Below are 15446 nucleotides of genomic sequence, written 5' to 3'. Positions count from 1 at the left end.
GCCCTGCCACTTTAGCGGCAAAGGCCCTCGCTGCGCAAGTTTTCAAGTTGGGATAGGATCGAATTCATATCGTTTGCACCGTAAACTACATCTTCATTCACGTAAATTCGGTGTTTCACCCAAGTCCCTTGAAAAATCCCTTCGCTCGCCATCGTGCAAGATGGAACGGCAGAAACTGCCGCATGAGCCGGTACAAGGTAAGTAAACATCGCGATCATCATTGTGGATAGAAGTGCTAGAACGATTCTCATAAACTTCGCCTTTTTTTGCTGGGTCTTAATGACACCAGCTCCCTCCTGCCAGATGTATAAAGCAAAGCGCTTGCCAGGATTTTTTGCTACCAAGTCCTGCGAGGCTTTCCCTCGGTATTACTCAGTGCGACTTTTAACAATCGGACGTTTCAGGATTGTTTTTTCAAGTAGCATCAATTATTTCAACTGTTGAATTACATTGAGGAAAGGAGCTCATAATGCTCGATTTGCAAAGAACCCTCAACCAGGTGAAGTCCGATGCGGACTGGGTCAGTTTACGTCACGTCACTGAAAAAACCACACACCGTCGTGTCCGCGATGAAAAAATCGACGGCAATTCTGTCTACTTTGATCAAGGTGTGATGGTCGAAGTTTTGGTAAATGGTCATTTCGGTTTTGCTGGTACAAGTGATCTTACGGAGTCTGGTATCAAAAGAGCTCTAGGCAAAGCCATCGCAATGGCAAAATCGGGATCCTCACAGAAAGTTCATAACTTCACGACGGCTCAACGTCCTCAAGCTAAAGGTATTTATTCTTCTCCGGTGATTCGCCCGATTGACTCTTTGTCGGCAAAAGAAATTACCGATATTTTCGTGGACGCGACTAAGGCGATGAAAGTGTCTGACAAAATCATCAGCCGTTCTGCAGGGACGATGATTGTGGAAACTTCTTTCCACGTCGTGAACTCTTCCGGCTCTGAGGTCCAGCAAAACTTTTCTATCGTCAGCACGGACTTTTCTGCGACATCAGGCGGGCCTGGAGAAACACAAACTCGTTCTGATAACGGCGGTCTGGCCCGTTGTTTCCAAGTGGGAGCAGAAGTTTTCAATCGCGCCGACATCTTGGCTCGCAGCAAACGTATTGCGGAAGAGTCTTTAGAACTTCTTTCTGCTGACAACTGTCCTGATGAAGCGATGGATTTGCTTTTGGCTCCGGATCAAATGACTTTGCAAGTGCATGAGTCTATTGGTCATCCACTTGAATACGATCGCATCTTGGGTGATGAGCGCAACTATGCTGGTTGGAGCTTCGTAAAGCCTGAAGACTTCGGAAACCTTCAGTACGGTTCAAAACTAATGAACGTGACTTTCGATCCGACGATTGCGGATGCGATGGCTTCCTATGCCTTCGACGATTCTGGTTTGAAAGCAACGAAAGAATTCTTGATCAAAGACGGCGTGCTTGTTCGTGGATTGGGTGGTTTGGAATCTCAAGCACGTTTGAATCTTCCAGGGGTTGCGAACTTCCGCTCTTCTTCTTGGAATCGTGCGCCGATTGATCGTATGGCGAATATCAACTTAGAACCTGGAACGACCAAGTTTCAAGATATGATTGCGTCCATCGAACGCGGCGTTTTCATGATGGCCAATAAGTCTTGGTCGATTGATGACTATCGCAACAAATTCCAATTCGGTTGCGAGTACGCCAAATTAATTGAAAACGGAAAGATCACGAAGACGTTGAAAAATCCAAATTATCGCGGCACGACCGTGAAGTTCTGGAATGGTTTAAAAGCCGTCAGTGAAAACCGGGAAACTTACGGATCTCCGTTCTGCGGTAAGGGTGAACCAAATCAAGTGATTCGCGTGGGTCACACGACTCCGTATTGCTTGTTCTCTAACGTTGAAGTGTTTGGCGCTTAGGAAGGTTGTTTATGAATTTTACTGAAATCACAAAAAAATCCTTCAACACCGTCGCGGATTATATTCTTGGAAACCTGCAAGCCGGAGAAGAAGCGAACGTAAATCTTCACGCCGAGGAATCCGTTTTCATTCGCTTTAACGGAAGCAAGGTTCGCCAAAACACGACAGTTGAACAAAGAACTTTAAGTCTGCTTCTGCAAAAAGATGGCAAGACGGCTTCTTTTAGTTTCTCGATCACCGGTGATGAAACCGAGGATAAAAAACGCGCGGATCAATGGTTGGCGGAAGCTCGCAAAGAGTGCGCGCTTCTTCCCGAAGATCCTTATCAAGTGCCTTTGAAGAATAATGGAGTCAGCGACAGTACTTTCAAAGGCGCCTTGCTGGCTGAAGAAGCTGTTGTTGCTGCTATCACGGCACCAGCTGCGGGTGTGGACCTTGCGGGTCTTTACTGTGCGGGTCCTTTGATTTCTGCCAACAAAAACTCAAAAGGCCAAAGTCATTGGTTTGCGACCGAAAACTTCTTTATGGATTATTCGCTTTACCTGGGCGAAAAAGCCGTGAAGTCAGTCTACGCTGGCACTCATTGGAATCAGAAGGAATTTGAAGCAAATCTAGCGCAAAGTAAAAATCAGCTCAGCCTGATGGATCGTCCGAAGAAAACTTTGGCTCCGGGGGCTTATCGTACTTACCTTGCTCCAGGCGCCGTGGCTGAAATGGCTTCGATGTTTTCTTGGGGGGCTTTGAGCTTCTCGGCTTACAAACAAGGTAACAGCGCCTTGCAAAAACTAGCGGATAAAGAGAAGTCTTTATCTTCGCTCTTTTCCGTACGTGAAAACTTCGGCATGGGGTTGACTCACCGATTTAACGGCTTGGGAGAGTTGGCTCCGGAAACTTTGAACGTGATTCATCAAGGTCAGTTGCAAAGCTTTATGACCAGCACGCGTTCGGCGAAAGAATATTCGGTAGAAGCCAATGGAGCTGATGGCGGGGAATATCCACGTGCGATGGAGATTTTGCCGGGCTCTTTAAAAGAGCAAGACATCTTAAAAGAACTAGGCACGGGCCTTTACCTTTCCAACCTTCACTACTTAAACTGGTCAGATAGAATGAATGCTCGAATTACGGGCATGACTCGTTATGCGTGTTTCTGGGTGGAAAACGGCGAAATCGTGGCTCCGATCGCGGATTTGCGTTTTGATGAAAGCCTTTATGATTGTTTAGGGGAAAATCTTTTGGCCGTGACCGACTTCCAGGCTGTCGATCCGATGGTTTCGACCTATGAAAGCCGTGCTTTCGGTGGAAAAAAGGTTCCCGGTATGCTAATCAAGGACTTCAAATTCACCTTGTAGGGGTTATTCGATGGTTAAATACCTTGTTCACGTGATGGTTCGTCACGAAGTGTATTCTGAGTACGTAGACTGGCTTAAAAACGAACACATTCCAGAGATGTTGGCGCTACCAGGCTTTGTGGGGGCCGAACTATGTCTACGCAAGGGCGGAAATTTGGAAGCTTCCAGCAAAGACATCAAGATCATCTATTCGATGAAAGACGAAGAAGCGATGAAGGTTTACATGACTGAATACGCCATGAAAGCCCGCGAAAAGGGTCTTGAGAAATTCCCAGGGCAGTTTTCTGCTCAACGCGAAGTTTGGTTAGAAACTATTAATTTTACGTCAAAATAGTCCCAAGGGGCTTTTAATTCGCCCCTTCGAGGTGTATGTTAGGTCTTAACAAAGGAGACTCTGGTGGCTACAGCTTCATTTCAAAAAATTTTGGAAAATATCTCTGCTAACAAAGGCGTTCAAAACCTTCTAGAAAACTTCCAAAAGCTGAACGACGAAATCAAAAAGAAAGAGTCTGAGCTTAAAAAAACTTTCGATCAAAAGAAAGAAGAGCAAATCGAACTTGCTTGGAAGAAGTATCAAGAGATCGTGAAAGTATTGAGCACTTCAGAAGCGAAAATCGAAAAAGAAGTGAACACAACAATCGCGAAATTGAAAAAGTCTGCCGATGATTTGGAAAAAAACATCGCGGCTTACAAAAAGAAAGCCGTTGCTCAAAAAGCAAAGCTTGAAAAATCTCTTTTCAACAAAACGATGAAAAAATCTTCTTCGAAAAAAACAACGAAGAAAGCCGCAAAAGCGACTACTAAAAAAGCCGCTTCTAAACCAGCTGCTCGCAAGACAACAAAGAAAACGACTAAAAAAGCTTAATCGTTTTTTAGCGAATTCTAAGATGAAAAAGGAAGGCCGAAAGCCTTCCTTTTTTTATTGGTCCAAACCCTTTTAATGGCGCCGAAGATGGTCCCTGTGCTTAAAGCTTAGCCTCCCTTTCCCCTCTAAATCCCCTAAATTTCAGCTCTTCTCCCTTCCCTGCGGCAAAGGAATTGCTTTGATTTGGGGTATTAGGGAATTCATATGAAACAAGCGGCTTTGGGACTTAAAAAACAGGGCTTATATCTTTGCGCTATTGCGTTTGCTTTGGCATATGCGACCCGTGCTCAGGCGGCTAGCTGGAATGAAATGGATGTCCGTGCCAACCTTTATTCCATGCGCGGTCAAGAGCTTTATAGTGGTCAGGATATTGCCGAAAACAACCGACGCCTTATCGAAGAAATCAATAACTTTAAGCCCACCACCAAACATCGTGTGAATGGGATTAGTTCAGAACAAGCGCAAAGTATCATTCAAAAAATTAATCGCAATGAAGTCACTGGTTTCAGCGCAGGCAAAAAATATGATCCAAACGGCATCGTGGGATTTTGTTTTGGTCGCGCGCTCTATGCGCACTTAGAACTGCTTCGTCATGGTGTTGCGAAAGACTCTATCAAAAAAGTTTTTGTTGTCGGGCCTATGCGTACGGGAACGATTGACTGGCAATTTCATGTCACCACAATAGCGAAAGCCAGCGATCATGCGGGATGGTATGCCGTCGATAACTTCATTGGCAGACCCGTGCCTCTTGAAGAATGGTTTAAAAAGTTTCAAGGTTACTCAACAGACGGTAAGCTTCGTATGTTTGTGACTGAAGCCAATAAGATCGGCCCTAGCGCTTGGGAGTACAACACAAAGCCGGGCGGCTTGATGGACCCTTTTTACAACGATTATTTCAAGGACATGTTTGAATACTTTAAAAAGAACCGCCTTTCGCCGGAGGAGAAATTCTTTCCGCGCTGTTCGAAAGTCTTTGCCAGCTAAAAAGTCTCTACGCAGGTCGTGGTCTGTGCTGACAGCTCCCGTCCGTTCTGTTAGGTTCAAGATGCCATGCGCTTTGTAAAACGGCTTTTAAAATATGTTTTGTTCTTTGTATTAGGTGCGATCACCTGCGCCCTTCTTAGCGTTACGGCTTTGTCTTACTTAGCCATTGATCAACTGAGTAAAGCCACACGCCCCGAGCCGTTGAAGTCGTCTAAAAAAATGCCTGTCGCCAAAGCGACCATGATGCCGGCATTGCCCTTAGAGGGCGAAGGCAAAAATACCGATGTGAATCCCAACCTACGAGAACTCACTCACATTGGTCATAACTATGTGACAGAGTTAAATCTTTTTGACGAATTAGCTTCTTCGGTCGCGCAAAAAAATATGCCCGAGATTTGTTCTGTGCTTTGCAATCCTTCTTACATGGATCGCGAGCGTTTGACGAATGAACGCACACAGTACTTAGTACATTACTATAAAAACGAAGGCGCCCGCGCCTTTACCGATCCTATTTTCCGAGTGAAGCTAGAAGAAGTCGGCTTGCTTTCGGCTCTTTTTCCCGTTTCTTTCCGTAATGTTCTTTCGCAAATTGAAGCGGCCAATGCAGAGACGGCTACACAAAAACTCGCGTTGGCAGTGCAGCTTCAAACTGCCGTCCTTAAAGAGGCGACTTCGTTTTCAGATCGCATTGAAACAGCGAAACAGGATAACGAAAAGTTGAAAATTCTGCGTGAACTTACGCGCTCCTGCGAACGAGGTTTAAAATCTCGTAAGCAAGTCATTTCCGAATGTCATTCTGAATTGGGAATCTAGCTTGTTCTTCTTCTGAATATGGATTAACACCAAGAGATGGGCCAAGGTCTTTCTCGATTTCAAGTATCATTCATGTTCGTTGCTTGCGCTCTTGTCGTCAGCAACCTCTACTACAATCAACCTTTACTAGGAATGTTAGCGCGTGAATTCGCGGTCAGTGAGAAATCTGTCTCAATGGTTCCAGCCTTCACCCTGATCGGGTACGCTTTGGGAATTTTGTTTCTTGTTCCTTTAGGCGACATGGTCGAACGTCGTCGTCTGATGCAAGCAAGTATGATGGTGGCGGGACTTTTTGCGATCTCTTTAGCCGTCAGCCCCAATATTTTAACTTTGGGTATTCTTAGTTTCATCATGGGATTTTTCAATGTCTCGGCGACAGTGTTAATCTCGTTTTCAGCAAATCTAGCAAAACCTGAAGAGCGCGGACGTATCGTCGGCATTGTGCTATCAGGAATTTTAATTGGCTCGCTGATGGCGCGAACTTTAGCGGGCTTTGTTGCAGAAAACTTTGGTTGGAAGATGGTTTTCATTTTCGCAGGCTCGGTGAACCTGATCTTAGCCATCATCACTCAATGGGCTTTACCTGCGGCAGAGTCTCACTTCCACGGCACTTACAAAGCACTGCTTTCTTCCACTTGGGATTTAGTAAAAACGCATGCGACAGTTCGCGAAGCGGCCTTGATGGGTGCGATTCTTTTTGGATCGTTTTCAGCTTTTTGGACCACTTTGACATTCTTGCTTGAAGGCGAGCCTTTCAGATACACGCCGCAAACCATCGGTCTTTTTGGTGCTTTGGGAATGATCGGCGCCTTTGCTGCGCCTTTAGCAGGACGCTATGCCGATAAAAAAGGCCCCGCGGCAACCATCCGCCTGGGTCTTTACTGCGCGATGGCGGCATTTGCGATTTTAGCTGTTTCATCCACGGCCGTTGTCGGTGTTATCCTAGGCGTTCTTATTCTGGATTTGGGTATTCAAGTCGCCCATATTTCAAACCAAACTCGCATGTTCGAAGTCTCGGCTGAAGCTCGCTCACGTTTAAGCTCCATTTACATCTTTAGCTATTTCGTCGGCGGAGCTCTAGGCTCGTATATTGGTTCTCTGCTGTGGAGCTTAGGCCGATGGCCTGCCGTTTCCTTGGGCGGTCTGGGTTTTTGCTTAGGTGCGACCCTGCTTTTCCAGAGAGGTCAGAAAAGACGAGCGGCTTCGGCAAAACTAGCGTAAAATACACCCATTTCGCCTTGCATTAGCCCCAGTGCTCCCCTTACAAATCGTTCATTCCTAAGGGGGGCTGTGCTAGTCTCGACGGCGTTATAGAGGTGCACATGAAAATTGCCGATCTTTCTTCTAAGAACGAATTTATTCCCCGTCACATTGGTCCCACTGATTCAGACATCCACGAGATGCTTAAAACTTTAGGTTTTAATTCTTTGGATCAAATGGCTGACAAAGTTATTCCTCAACAGATTCGCACTCAGCACAATTACGCTGATGTGGGTCCGGGAATTTCTGAATACGGTCTTTTGAATCATTTGAAACAAATGGTTTCAAAAAACAAAGTTTTCAAAAATTACATCGGCATGGGCTATCACGACACAATCACACCGACAGTGATTCAAAGAAACATCTTTGAAAACCCAGTGTGGTATACGGCGTACACTCCTTATCAACCAGAAATCTCTCAAGGTCGCTTGGAAGCTCTTTTGAATTTCCAAACTATGATCAGCGATCTTTCCGGCATGGAAATTTCAAACGCCTCTTTGCTTGATGAAGGAACAGCCGCGGCCGAAGCGATGTTCATGGCGCACTCTCTTTGCAAAAACAAAGCAAATGCTTTCATCGTATCACCTGAGATGCACCCTCATGTGATCGAAGTTATGGGCACACGCGCAGAGCCTCTGGGCTTTGAGATGATCGTGATGGATCCAGCGAAATATGATTTCGCAAAACCTGTTTTCGGCGTGTTCTTCCAGTATCCAAATACAAGCGGTGTGGTTGAAGACTACACAGATCTTGCTAAAAAGTACAAAGACCATGGCGCTCTCGTCACAGCATCGGTTGATTTATTGGCGATGACTTTGTTAACTCCTCCGGGTGAGTGGGGCGCTGACATGGTTGTAGGTAACTCACAACGCTTTGGTGTACCACTTGGATTCGGTGGACCTCACGCAGGGTTCTTGGCGACAAAAGATGCTTACAAGCGTTTGATGCCAGGTCGTCTTGTGGGTGTCAGCGTAGACTCTCAAGGTAAAATGGCTTTGCGTTTGGCTTTGCAAACTCGTGAACAGCACATCCGTCGTGAAAAAGCGACTTCGAATATTTGTACAGCGCAAGTGTTGCTTGCGAACATGGCTTCCATGTATGCGGTTTACCACGGACCAGAAGGTCTTAAAAAAATCGCTCTTCGTGTTCAGCGCCTGACTGGCATCTTGGCTGAAGGTTTGAACAAATTGGGTTTGAACGTTTCTAAAAATGCGTTCTTCGACACCGTGACGGTGACGACAGACAAAGCAGCTGCGATTATTGCTCAAGCTGAAAAAATGCAGATGAACTTCCGTAACTTCGGTAACGGCAAGCTTGGTATTTCTTTGAACGAAACAACTTCTTTAGAAGATGTTGAGATGATCTGGGCCGCTTTCAATGGTGGCAATACCGCTCCTTTCTCGGCTCTATCTATCGATGAAGCGATGAAAGATGTGGAAGTGCCAGCGAAACTTACGCGCACTTCAACTTACATGACCCATCCTGTGTTCCACTCTCATCACAGTGAAACAGAGATGCTTCGTTACATCCATCACTTGCAAAACAAAGACATCACATTGACTCACTCGATGATTCCATTGGGATCTTGCACGATGAAGTTGAATGCGACGACAGAGCTTGTGCCGGTTTCATGGCCTGAAATCAGCAAACTTCACCCGTTTGCGCCCACAGCGCAAGCAGCGGGCTTGATCGAGATGATTCATGACCTCGAGAAAAAACTTTGCGACATCACCGGTTTTGCAGCCGTGAGCTTGCAACCGAACGCGGGTTCTCAAGGTGAATACGCAGGTCTTTTGGTGATTCGCAAGTACCACCAGTCTCGTGGTCAAGGTCACCGTAACATCTGCTTGATTCCTTCTTCTGCGCACGGAACAAATCCAGCGTCTGCGGCTCTTGTGAATATGCAAGTCGTGGTGGTGGCGTGTGACGATCAAGGGAACGTTGATGTCAGCGATCTAAAAGCGAAAGCGGAACAACACCGCGACAACTTGGCCGCTCTTATGATCACATACCCTTCGACTCACGGAGTGTTTGAAGAAGGTATTGTTGAGATTTGCAAAATCGTTCACGACAACGGCGGACAGGTTTACATGGATGGTGCCAACATGAATGCTCTTGTGGGCATGTGCCGTCCCGGTGTGTTTGGTCCTGACGTTTCTCACATGAACTTGCATAAAACATTCTCGATCCCTCACGGTGGTGGCGGTCCGGGTGTAGGTCCTATCGGTGTTGCGGCTCACTTGAAAGATTTCTTGCCGACACACTCTTTGGTTCCTGAAGCGGGTCCTAAAACTGGCATCAGTGCAACGACGTCCGCTCCTTGGGGCAGCGCCAGCATTCTTCCGATTTCTTGGGCTTACATCACAATGATGGGAGCCGAAGGTCTTCGCAAAGCCACTTTAGTAAGTATCTTGAGTGCAAACTACATCGCGAAGAAATTGGAAGCTCACTTCCCTGTTCTTTACAAAGGTAAAAACGGTCTTGTGGCTCACGAATGTATCGTGGACGTGCGCGAGATTAAGAAAACTTCGGGCGTTGACGTGACAGACGTTGCAAAACGTTTGATGGACTTTGGTTTCCATGCTCCGACAATGAGCTTCCCGGTTGCGGGAACTTTGATGATCGAGCCGACAGAATCTGAATCTAAAAAAGAATTAGATCGTTTCATTGAATCCATGGTGACTATCCGCAAGGAGATCACGGCGATTGAAACAGGCAAGATGGACAAAGAAAACAATGCTCTTAAAAATGCTCCGCACACAGCGCAGATGTTGATGAAGCCTGAATGGAATCATCCTTATACTCGCGAAGAAGCCGTATACCCTGTTGAGTGGTTGCGCACGAACAAGTTCTGGCCTGTTGTTGGACGCGTGGATAATGCGTACGGTGACAGAAACTTAATTTGCTCTTGCCCTTCTGTGGAAGAATACACTTAAGAAGTGAAAAAGGTTCTTCTTATCCGACTTGATAAAATTGGCGACCTGATCTGCACCATGTGTGTTGATCAGGTTTCTTTTTTAAAAGACCGCGATGTTCAATGGGTGATTTCAAAAGGCCTAGGTTTTGTACCTGACAATGCAGATCCCAAAAGAAAGTACCTTGAGCTTTCCAAAGATGATTGGAAGACGTCCCTCCAGTCCTTACGTTCATTTCTAAAAGATTTTAAGCCCGACGTCGCCGTCAGCTTTCAGGCCCCGTGGTGGGTCAGCTATGCGCTTTGGGCTGAAAATGTTCCGGTGCGTGCCGGTGTTAAATCGCAGTGGCATAGTTTCTTATTTTTAAATCGTGGTCTGCGCCAACGCCGCAGCCAAGCTGTGCAGCACGAATCAGATTACAACTTGGACCTGCTTCTGCACGCCTTTCGCGTGAATGAAGAAATCACGCAAGAGAAAACTCCCGAATTAAAGCTTGTGGCACCCATGAATCCAGAGCTGTTAGCCAAACATGGATTGATCTCTGGGAAATACGTTGTCGTTCATCCGGGCATGGCAGGTTCGGCTTTAAATTGGCCGATTGCGAAGTACATCGAGTTCATTGTCGAAGCAAAGAAGAACTATCAAATCGTTCTGACGGGTACCGCGGCCGATGAGCCTTGGCTGAAAGAAATTAAAGAACGCTTCGCCGGCGACACACAAGTTTTATCCTTACAGAATCAACTGAAAGCGACAGAGCTTTTTACAGTTTTAAAAAATTCAAAAGCCGTTGTAGTTCCCAGTACGGGCGTTGCGCACATGGCAGCCTCTTTAGGGGCCAACGTTTTAGGTATTTACAGTCCAGTTCGCGTTCAACATCCTCGCCGTTGGGCTGCTAGAGGCCCTCATGTTCGCATCTTTATGCCTCACAGTCAGGATCAGGATAACGTCAATCCTCGCTGCATGGACGAGATTTCTGTCGAAGATTTGCTAAAAGCTTTGTCTTCGCTTTAAAATATCTGCATGCAAAGACAGTTTACATTTCCCGCTTCATTTGAAGAATCTATTTCCAAAGCTTTAGCGAGCTATAAATTGTCTTTGCAGGACTCTAAAGCCCTCGCAAAATGCGTTCTGGCTTTATCCGACTATTTCATTCATAAACCTGATGATGTCACTCCTTGGCATGAATCCTGGGCGCAAGTGGCTTATCTTTGTTATTACTTGCCTCTGAACTCGACTCGTCTTGCCGGTATTATCGAAGAGGCGGATAGAAGAAATTTCTTTGCCGGTCTAGAGCGTGTTGTTGATTTCGGCGCGGGACTTGCGACGGCCTCTTTAAGTATTTCACAAAAACATGCTCTGCAATTTCAACTTGTTGAGCGCGCGAGTGAACCTCAGAAACTTATCGAGACTTACTTCCCTCAATTCAAAGCCGAAGAATGGCAGCGCACCTTCAGTGCTCCCCGATTAAAAGATCCTAAAAAAACTTTGGCGGTCTTTTCTTATTCTTTGACTGAGCTTTCAGATATTCCGGATTGGGCTTATCAGTGCGAAGCCTTGATGTTGGTAGAACCTTCAACGCAACAAGATGGTCGAAAGCTATTACAACTTCGTCAGAAGCTTTTAGAAAACGGCTATCATGTCTGGGCGCCTTGCACGCATGAAGGACCTTGTCCGCTCTTGACTCAATCAAAACATGACTGGTGTCACGACCGCGTTCATTTTCAAGCTCCTGAGTGGTTTTTAAAAATGGAAGAACAGCTTCCAATGAAAAACCGCACGTTGACCATGAGCTATTTATTAATCAGAAAAACACGCCCCGAAGTGTTGGCGGCCGCTCGCGTTGTTGGCGACCGTTTAGAAGAAAAAGGCAAAGATCGTCAGATGATTTGCCGAGGTCCTGAGCGTGAGTTTCTAGCGTGGATGCACAAGCTTAAAATTCAGCAAGAAATCCCTCGCGGGGTCCTTATTAAAAATCCCACAGAGGCGCAGAAGGTCTCAAACGAACTGCGCGTTTCAAAAGAAGTTGAAGTTCTCGACTGAAAGATGCCTATTTTCACTCTGAAGTGGGCCTTCGCGGAACATATATCAGAGTGAAACACCTAGCCCTTTCTTCACCGGATTTTAATTAAAAACTGCTCTCAAAAGACCGATAAGTATTCATATCAGGAAACTTATGAATATTCGGAACGTTGAGGTAACATTCATAACTCTATGCCTATCACTTTGTGCGATCCTTTCAGGGTGCATCAAGGCCGATATCAATCATCCTGATTTAGTACCTACTTTAAAATCTACAAGCCCTTCTTACTATACTAATAACTCGTCGATAAAGGTGAAGGTGCAATTCAACCGTCCGCCGACAAAGATCGTCGATACTGAATTTAAAACTGAAAATGCCACCATTGTTAGCATCACTCAGCTAGACATGTTTTCGTATTTAGTTGAAATGACCCCGACCGCTGAAGGACGTGTAGTTTTAAATCTTCCTGAAGGTGCCGCTCTGGACGAAAGAGGTAAAAAGTCTTTCAGCTCCGACGACTTTGAAGTTTATTATGACAACTCCATCCCCGTAACTGGAACCGTCAATATTCTTCCCGCCAATGTCAGTCCCAATCCTCGCCCTATTATTGACGGTCAAACAGAGCCTAAAGCGATCGTGACTCTTTATAATTCTATCACGTGCTCTGGCGATAAGCTTGCCGACACCCAAGCCGACAGCGTCACCGGTGCCTTTCATTTTCCATTAGGAAACGCACTCACCGTCGAAGGGCCTTATTCTTGGAGTGTTCTTGCAGAAGATGCTGCCGGTAACACTTACTGCTATCCCTATCCTTTACCTTACGTCTTTGATGAAACGGAACCCTCAACGCCAACGATCAGTTTACCCTACGCGATCCAAGACAGCCCCGCCATCGTAGACGTCGCTTCTTGCGATGATACGAACCAAGTTCCCGACGTCTATTTTCAAGTGGCTTTCACTCAAGATGGTGCGAGCGTTCCCGATTTTTCCGATGCACTTTGGATAAATTGCACGGCTGGGAATAATTATGTTCCAGTCACTGGTGCCGAGGGAGCTCACACTTTGACGATGTGGGTTCGCGATGAAGCGGGAAATATAAATCAAAGCAACACCGTCAGCTTCACATTGGATACGACGACGCCAAGCCTGACTGTCCCGGCCACGGTTGCGTTGGATAGAAATAGTTCTGCGACGGAATTGTTTGATGATTCAAGCGTGAGTTCTGACGAAGAAGGCGCAGGTGTTTATTCCTTAGGGACAGCCGCAGCACCAAAATGCGCTGACTATGGCAGTGTTTCCATTGATTCCGCCACCGGAGCGTTAACGTATGCGCCTACGGCTCACTATTTTAATAAAAATGGATCCACCGATCACAATGGTGGTCCTTGCAACATCAAAGTGCAATTCACCGATCAGGTTCTTCCAACGGGACACGTTATTGAGGCCGATGTCGCTGTCACCGTGAACTTTGTCGACGAACTTCCCCAAATCACAGCTTGGCCGGGCACAAATGGCACTGTCGCTGAAAAATGCGGGAACAAATGTTTTGCCAACGCGATTTTTGATCTAAATTTCACGGCCAACCCGGGCGGGGCGGGTTTTCCTGATCCGCAATCTCTGACATGTTCTGCAACCACTGCCGATGGATATTACGTTTCCGTAGCAAGCTGTTCGGTGAGCGGTACGAGCGGAACTCTGTCATTACAAATGGGATCGGCTCACGCTTCTTCGACCGATACGACGTTAATCACTTTAACTGTTGGTGATGGTATCACGACAGTATCAAAATCTTTCGGAGTGCATGTTGATAACTACGTGATGAGCATGTATCCGGCACTCGCGGTCTCAAGACCTCTTTCTTGTATTTTGTGTCATGCGAATATTCAGGCGGATATCGTGATGGATTTTGGAATTTCCCAAGCCAATTACAGTAATGCGAATAACATTTTGGGATTTGCAAGAATCAACTCTTCCCACATGTATCACGCAGACAACAATGTTATCGGCTTCACGGTGACAGGCTCACTGTACATGCCTGACATCACTGTCACAGATAAAAACTTCATCAAACAAACTTCAGGAAATCCGAACGGGCCTGCCGTGAATCTTCGCAGCTTCCTCTTAAATCCTTGGAACTACTATGAGCCCGAGGCCGATGCGCAAGGCACGTTGCTAACGGACACAGATGGTTTTGTAAAGGTAGCCGCTGCTCCGACGGTGATGGCGGCCATGCCTCCGGTAAATGGCGGCATCACCTTGAAAAGTGCCGTGAAAATCCGCGCTCCATCCGACGCAGAGATATTAGCGTTGGATGCTTCCCTGTCTGCAAGTGACACGGAATTTGTCTATAAAGGTCCTAACTCGAAACCGGGATTAAGTGGTTTAGAAATACACGACTATGGCTATGGCGAATTCGTTAGAAACAATGGAACAATTGTTTGCTACGGCAGTATTATCATCAGTGGAACCTTGTACTTAAAAAATCCGGACATTCAAACTGACGATGTGGGCTGTTCAATCTATGTCGCAGGCAATGTCTTTATCGAAACAAATCGTGGCACCGCAATCAATTATGTCGGCGGAGCGGCTTCTCCGACTTTACAAATTACTTCTTCTCGCAACTTACACATGGGGATTGGACTTTACGACCTCGCCCATATTAGGAATTCCAATAACGCCGCAAACGACGCCCGAAAAATTGTGAACGACGTGAACCCTTCAGGCCTGCGCGATGCCGGTGGCACCGTGGCTTCAGTGAAAAGCAATGAAGATGCGGGCGCTTGGGAATATATGACGTGCCCTCTTCGTCCCGAACATGCCATCTATCTAGACACTCACTATGTATCGAACGGAAATTACACAGCTTGCGACGCTTCCGTAGATCCATGGAAGTGTGCGATGGCCAAGGAAATTTTCAACAATTGGACCGGCACGGTTTCAAACTACGATTATGTTCCTAATGTTAGAAACGTTTATCGTCCTGCAACCAATACGTTAGTGGACATGGTTCGCGCTTATGAAAGTATGTGCCGCGTGAATGGCGCCTACCAAATGACTAATTATTCAAATTACAGTTGGACGTGGGCCGGTTATTGGGGGGAACAACCTTCAAAATTGGGAGCCTCGACAATCAATTCTTTCCGTGTATCTACTGTCTTTGATCATCTGCGTGTGAACGCCCACAATGTGCACAGCCGTTACTATGGAGAATTCCGCGGTTCGGTAATCTCTCCTTATGCTTTATTTGCGGTGGGAAATCTGGTGTTTAGATATGACACTCGTCTTAACAACGTCGTGCCTTATCCAAAATTAATGGTTCCAAATCCGATCTTTGATGTGCAATAGT

Annotated in this window: 12 protein-coding genes; 11 read left to right on the top strand and 1 reads right to left on the bottom strand. The window is 46.2% G+C overall.

The annotated features are described in order from the left end of the window. Positions 1–11 precede the first annotated feature (11 nt). A complete protein-coding gene (locus AZI87_RS10090; RefSeq protein WP_155722528.1) occupies positions 12–251 on the bottom strand; it encodes a hypothetical protein in 240 nt (79 codons plus the stop codon). Between the two features lie 218 nt (positions 252–469). Between AZI87_RS10090 and AZI87_RS10085 the strand changes: the two genes are divergently transcribed. The 11 genes from AZI87_RS10085 to AZI87_RS10035 all read left to right on the top strand — a co-directional run bounded on the left by AZI87_RS10085 (position 470) and on the right by AZI87_RS10035 (position 15445). Next, complete coding sequence (locus AZI87_RS10085) at positions 470–1894, top strand: TldD/PmbA family protein (protein WP_063206409.1); 1425 nt, start codon at positions 470–472, stop codon at positions 1892–1894. Positions 1895–1905: 11 nt separating this feature from the next. Further along, positions 1906–3243 (top strand): TldD/PmbA family protein, encoded by a 1338-nt coding sequence (locus AZI87_RS10080; protein ID WP_063206408.1) that lies wholly within the window; start codon positions 1906–1908, stop codon positions 3241–3243. 10 nt (positions 3244–3253) lie between these two features. After that, positions 3254–3577, top strand: coding sequence for a DUF4286 family protein (locus AZI87_RS10075; RefSeq protein WP_063206407.1), 324 nt, complete (start codon positions 3254–3256; stop codon positions 3575–3577). A gap of 63 nt (positions 3578–3640) precedes the next feature. After that, complete coding sequence (locus tag AZI87_RS10070) at positions 3641–4108, top strand: actin-binding protein (protein WP_253696639.1); 468 nt, start codon at positions 3641–3643, stop codon at positions 4106–4108. Between the two features lie 204 nt (positions 4109–4312). After that, positions 4313–5092: a hypothetical protein gene (locus AZI87_RS10065; RefSeq protein ID WP_063206405.1), complete on the top strand. Its 780-nt coding sequence runs from the start codon at positions 4313–4315 to the stop codon at positions 5090–5092. Positions 5093–5158: 66 nt separating this feature from the next. Further along, on the top strand, positions 5159–5905 hold the full coding sequence (locus AZI87_RS10060) for a hypothetical protein (protein WP_063206404.1): 747 nt from the start codon (positions 5159–5161) through the stop codon (positions 5903–5905). A 36-nt stretch (positions 5906–5941) separates the two neighbouring features. Continuing rightward, a complete protein-coding gene (locus AZI87_RS10055) occupies positions 5942–7126 on the top strand; it encodes an MFS transporter (RefSeq protein ID WP_063206403.1) in 1185 nt (394 codons plus the stop codon). 101 nt (positions 7127–7227) lie between these two features. Then, complete coding sequence (gcvP, locus tag AZI87_RS10050; RefSeq protein WP_063206402.1) at positions 7228–10101, top strand: aminomethyl-transferring glycine dehydrogenase; 2874 nt, start codon at positions 7228–7230, stop codon at positions 10099–10101. A 3-nt stretch (positions 10102–10104) separates the two neighbouring features. Further along, a complete protein-coding gene (locus AZI87_RS10045; RefSeq protein ID WP_063206401.1) occupies positions 10105–11091 on the top strand; it encodes a glycosyltransferase family 9 protein in 987 nt (328 codons plus the stop codon). Positions 11092–11100: 9 nt separating this feature from the next. Continuing rightward, complete coding sequence (locus tag AZI87_RS10040) at positions 11101–12120, top strand: small ribosomal subunit Rsm22 family protein (protein WP_063206400.1); 1020 nt, start codon at positions 11101–11103, stop codon at positions 12118–12120. A 133-nt stretch (positions 12121–12253) separates the two neighbouring features. Continuing rightward, positions 12254–15445 carry a hemagglutinin gene (locus AZI87_RS10035; protein ID WP_063206399.1) on the top strand — a complete coding sequence of 1064 codons (3192 nt, stop codon included), beginning with the start codon at positions 12254–12256 and terminating at the stop codon, positions 15443–15445. The last annotated feature ends 1 nt before the right edge of the window (position 15446 follow it).

Source organism: Bdellovibrio bacteriovorus, from assembly GCF_001592745.1.
Taxonomy (GTDB): Bacteria; Bdellovibrionota; Bdellovibrionia; order Bdellovibrionales; family Bdellovibrionaceae; genus Bdellovibrio; species Bdellovibrio bacteriovorus_B.
This window is presented reverse-complemented; position numbering and strand designations above follow the sequence as displayed.

Coding starts and splice junctions, on each gene's coding strand:
- AZI87_RS10090 (WP_155722528.1), bottom strand. CDS start 251: ATGAGAATCGTTCTAGCACTTCTATCCACAATGATGATCGCGATGTTT.
- AZI87_RS10085 (WP_063206409.1), top strand. CDS start 470: ATGCTCGATTTGCAAAGAACCCTCAACCAGGTGAAGTCCGATGCGGAC.
- AZI87_RS10080 (WP_063206408.1), top strand. CDS start 1,906: ATGAATTTTACTGAAATCACAAAAAAATCCTTCAACACCGTCGCGGAT.
- AZI87_RS10075 (WP_063206407.1), top strand. CDS start 3,254: ATGGTTAAATACCTTGTTCACGTGATGGTTCGTCACGAAGTGTATTCT.
- AZI87_RS10065 (WP_063206405.1), top strand. CDS start 4,313: ATGAAACAAGCGGCTTTGGGACTTAAAAAACAGGGCTTATATCTTTGC.
- AZI87_RS10060 (WP_063206404.1), top strand. CDS start 5,159: ATGCGCTTTGTAAAACGGCTTTTAAAATATGTTTTGTTCTTTGTATTA.
- AZI87_RS10055 (WP_063206403.1), top strand. CDS start 5,942: ATGGGCCAAGGTCTTTCTCGATTTCAAGTATCATTCATGTTCGTTGCT.
- gcvP (WP_063206402.1), top strand. CDS start 7,228: ATGAAAATTGCCGATCTTTCTTCTAAGAACGAATTTATTCCCCGTCAC.
- AZI87_RS10040 (WP_063206400.1), top strand. CDS start 11,101: ATGCAAAGACAGTTTACATTTCCCGCTTCATTTGAAGAATCTATTTCC.
- AZI87_RS10035 (WP_063206399.1), top strand. CDS start 12,254: ATGAATATTCGGAACGTTGAGGTAACATTCATAACTCTATGCCTATCA.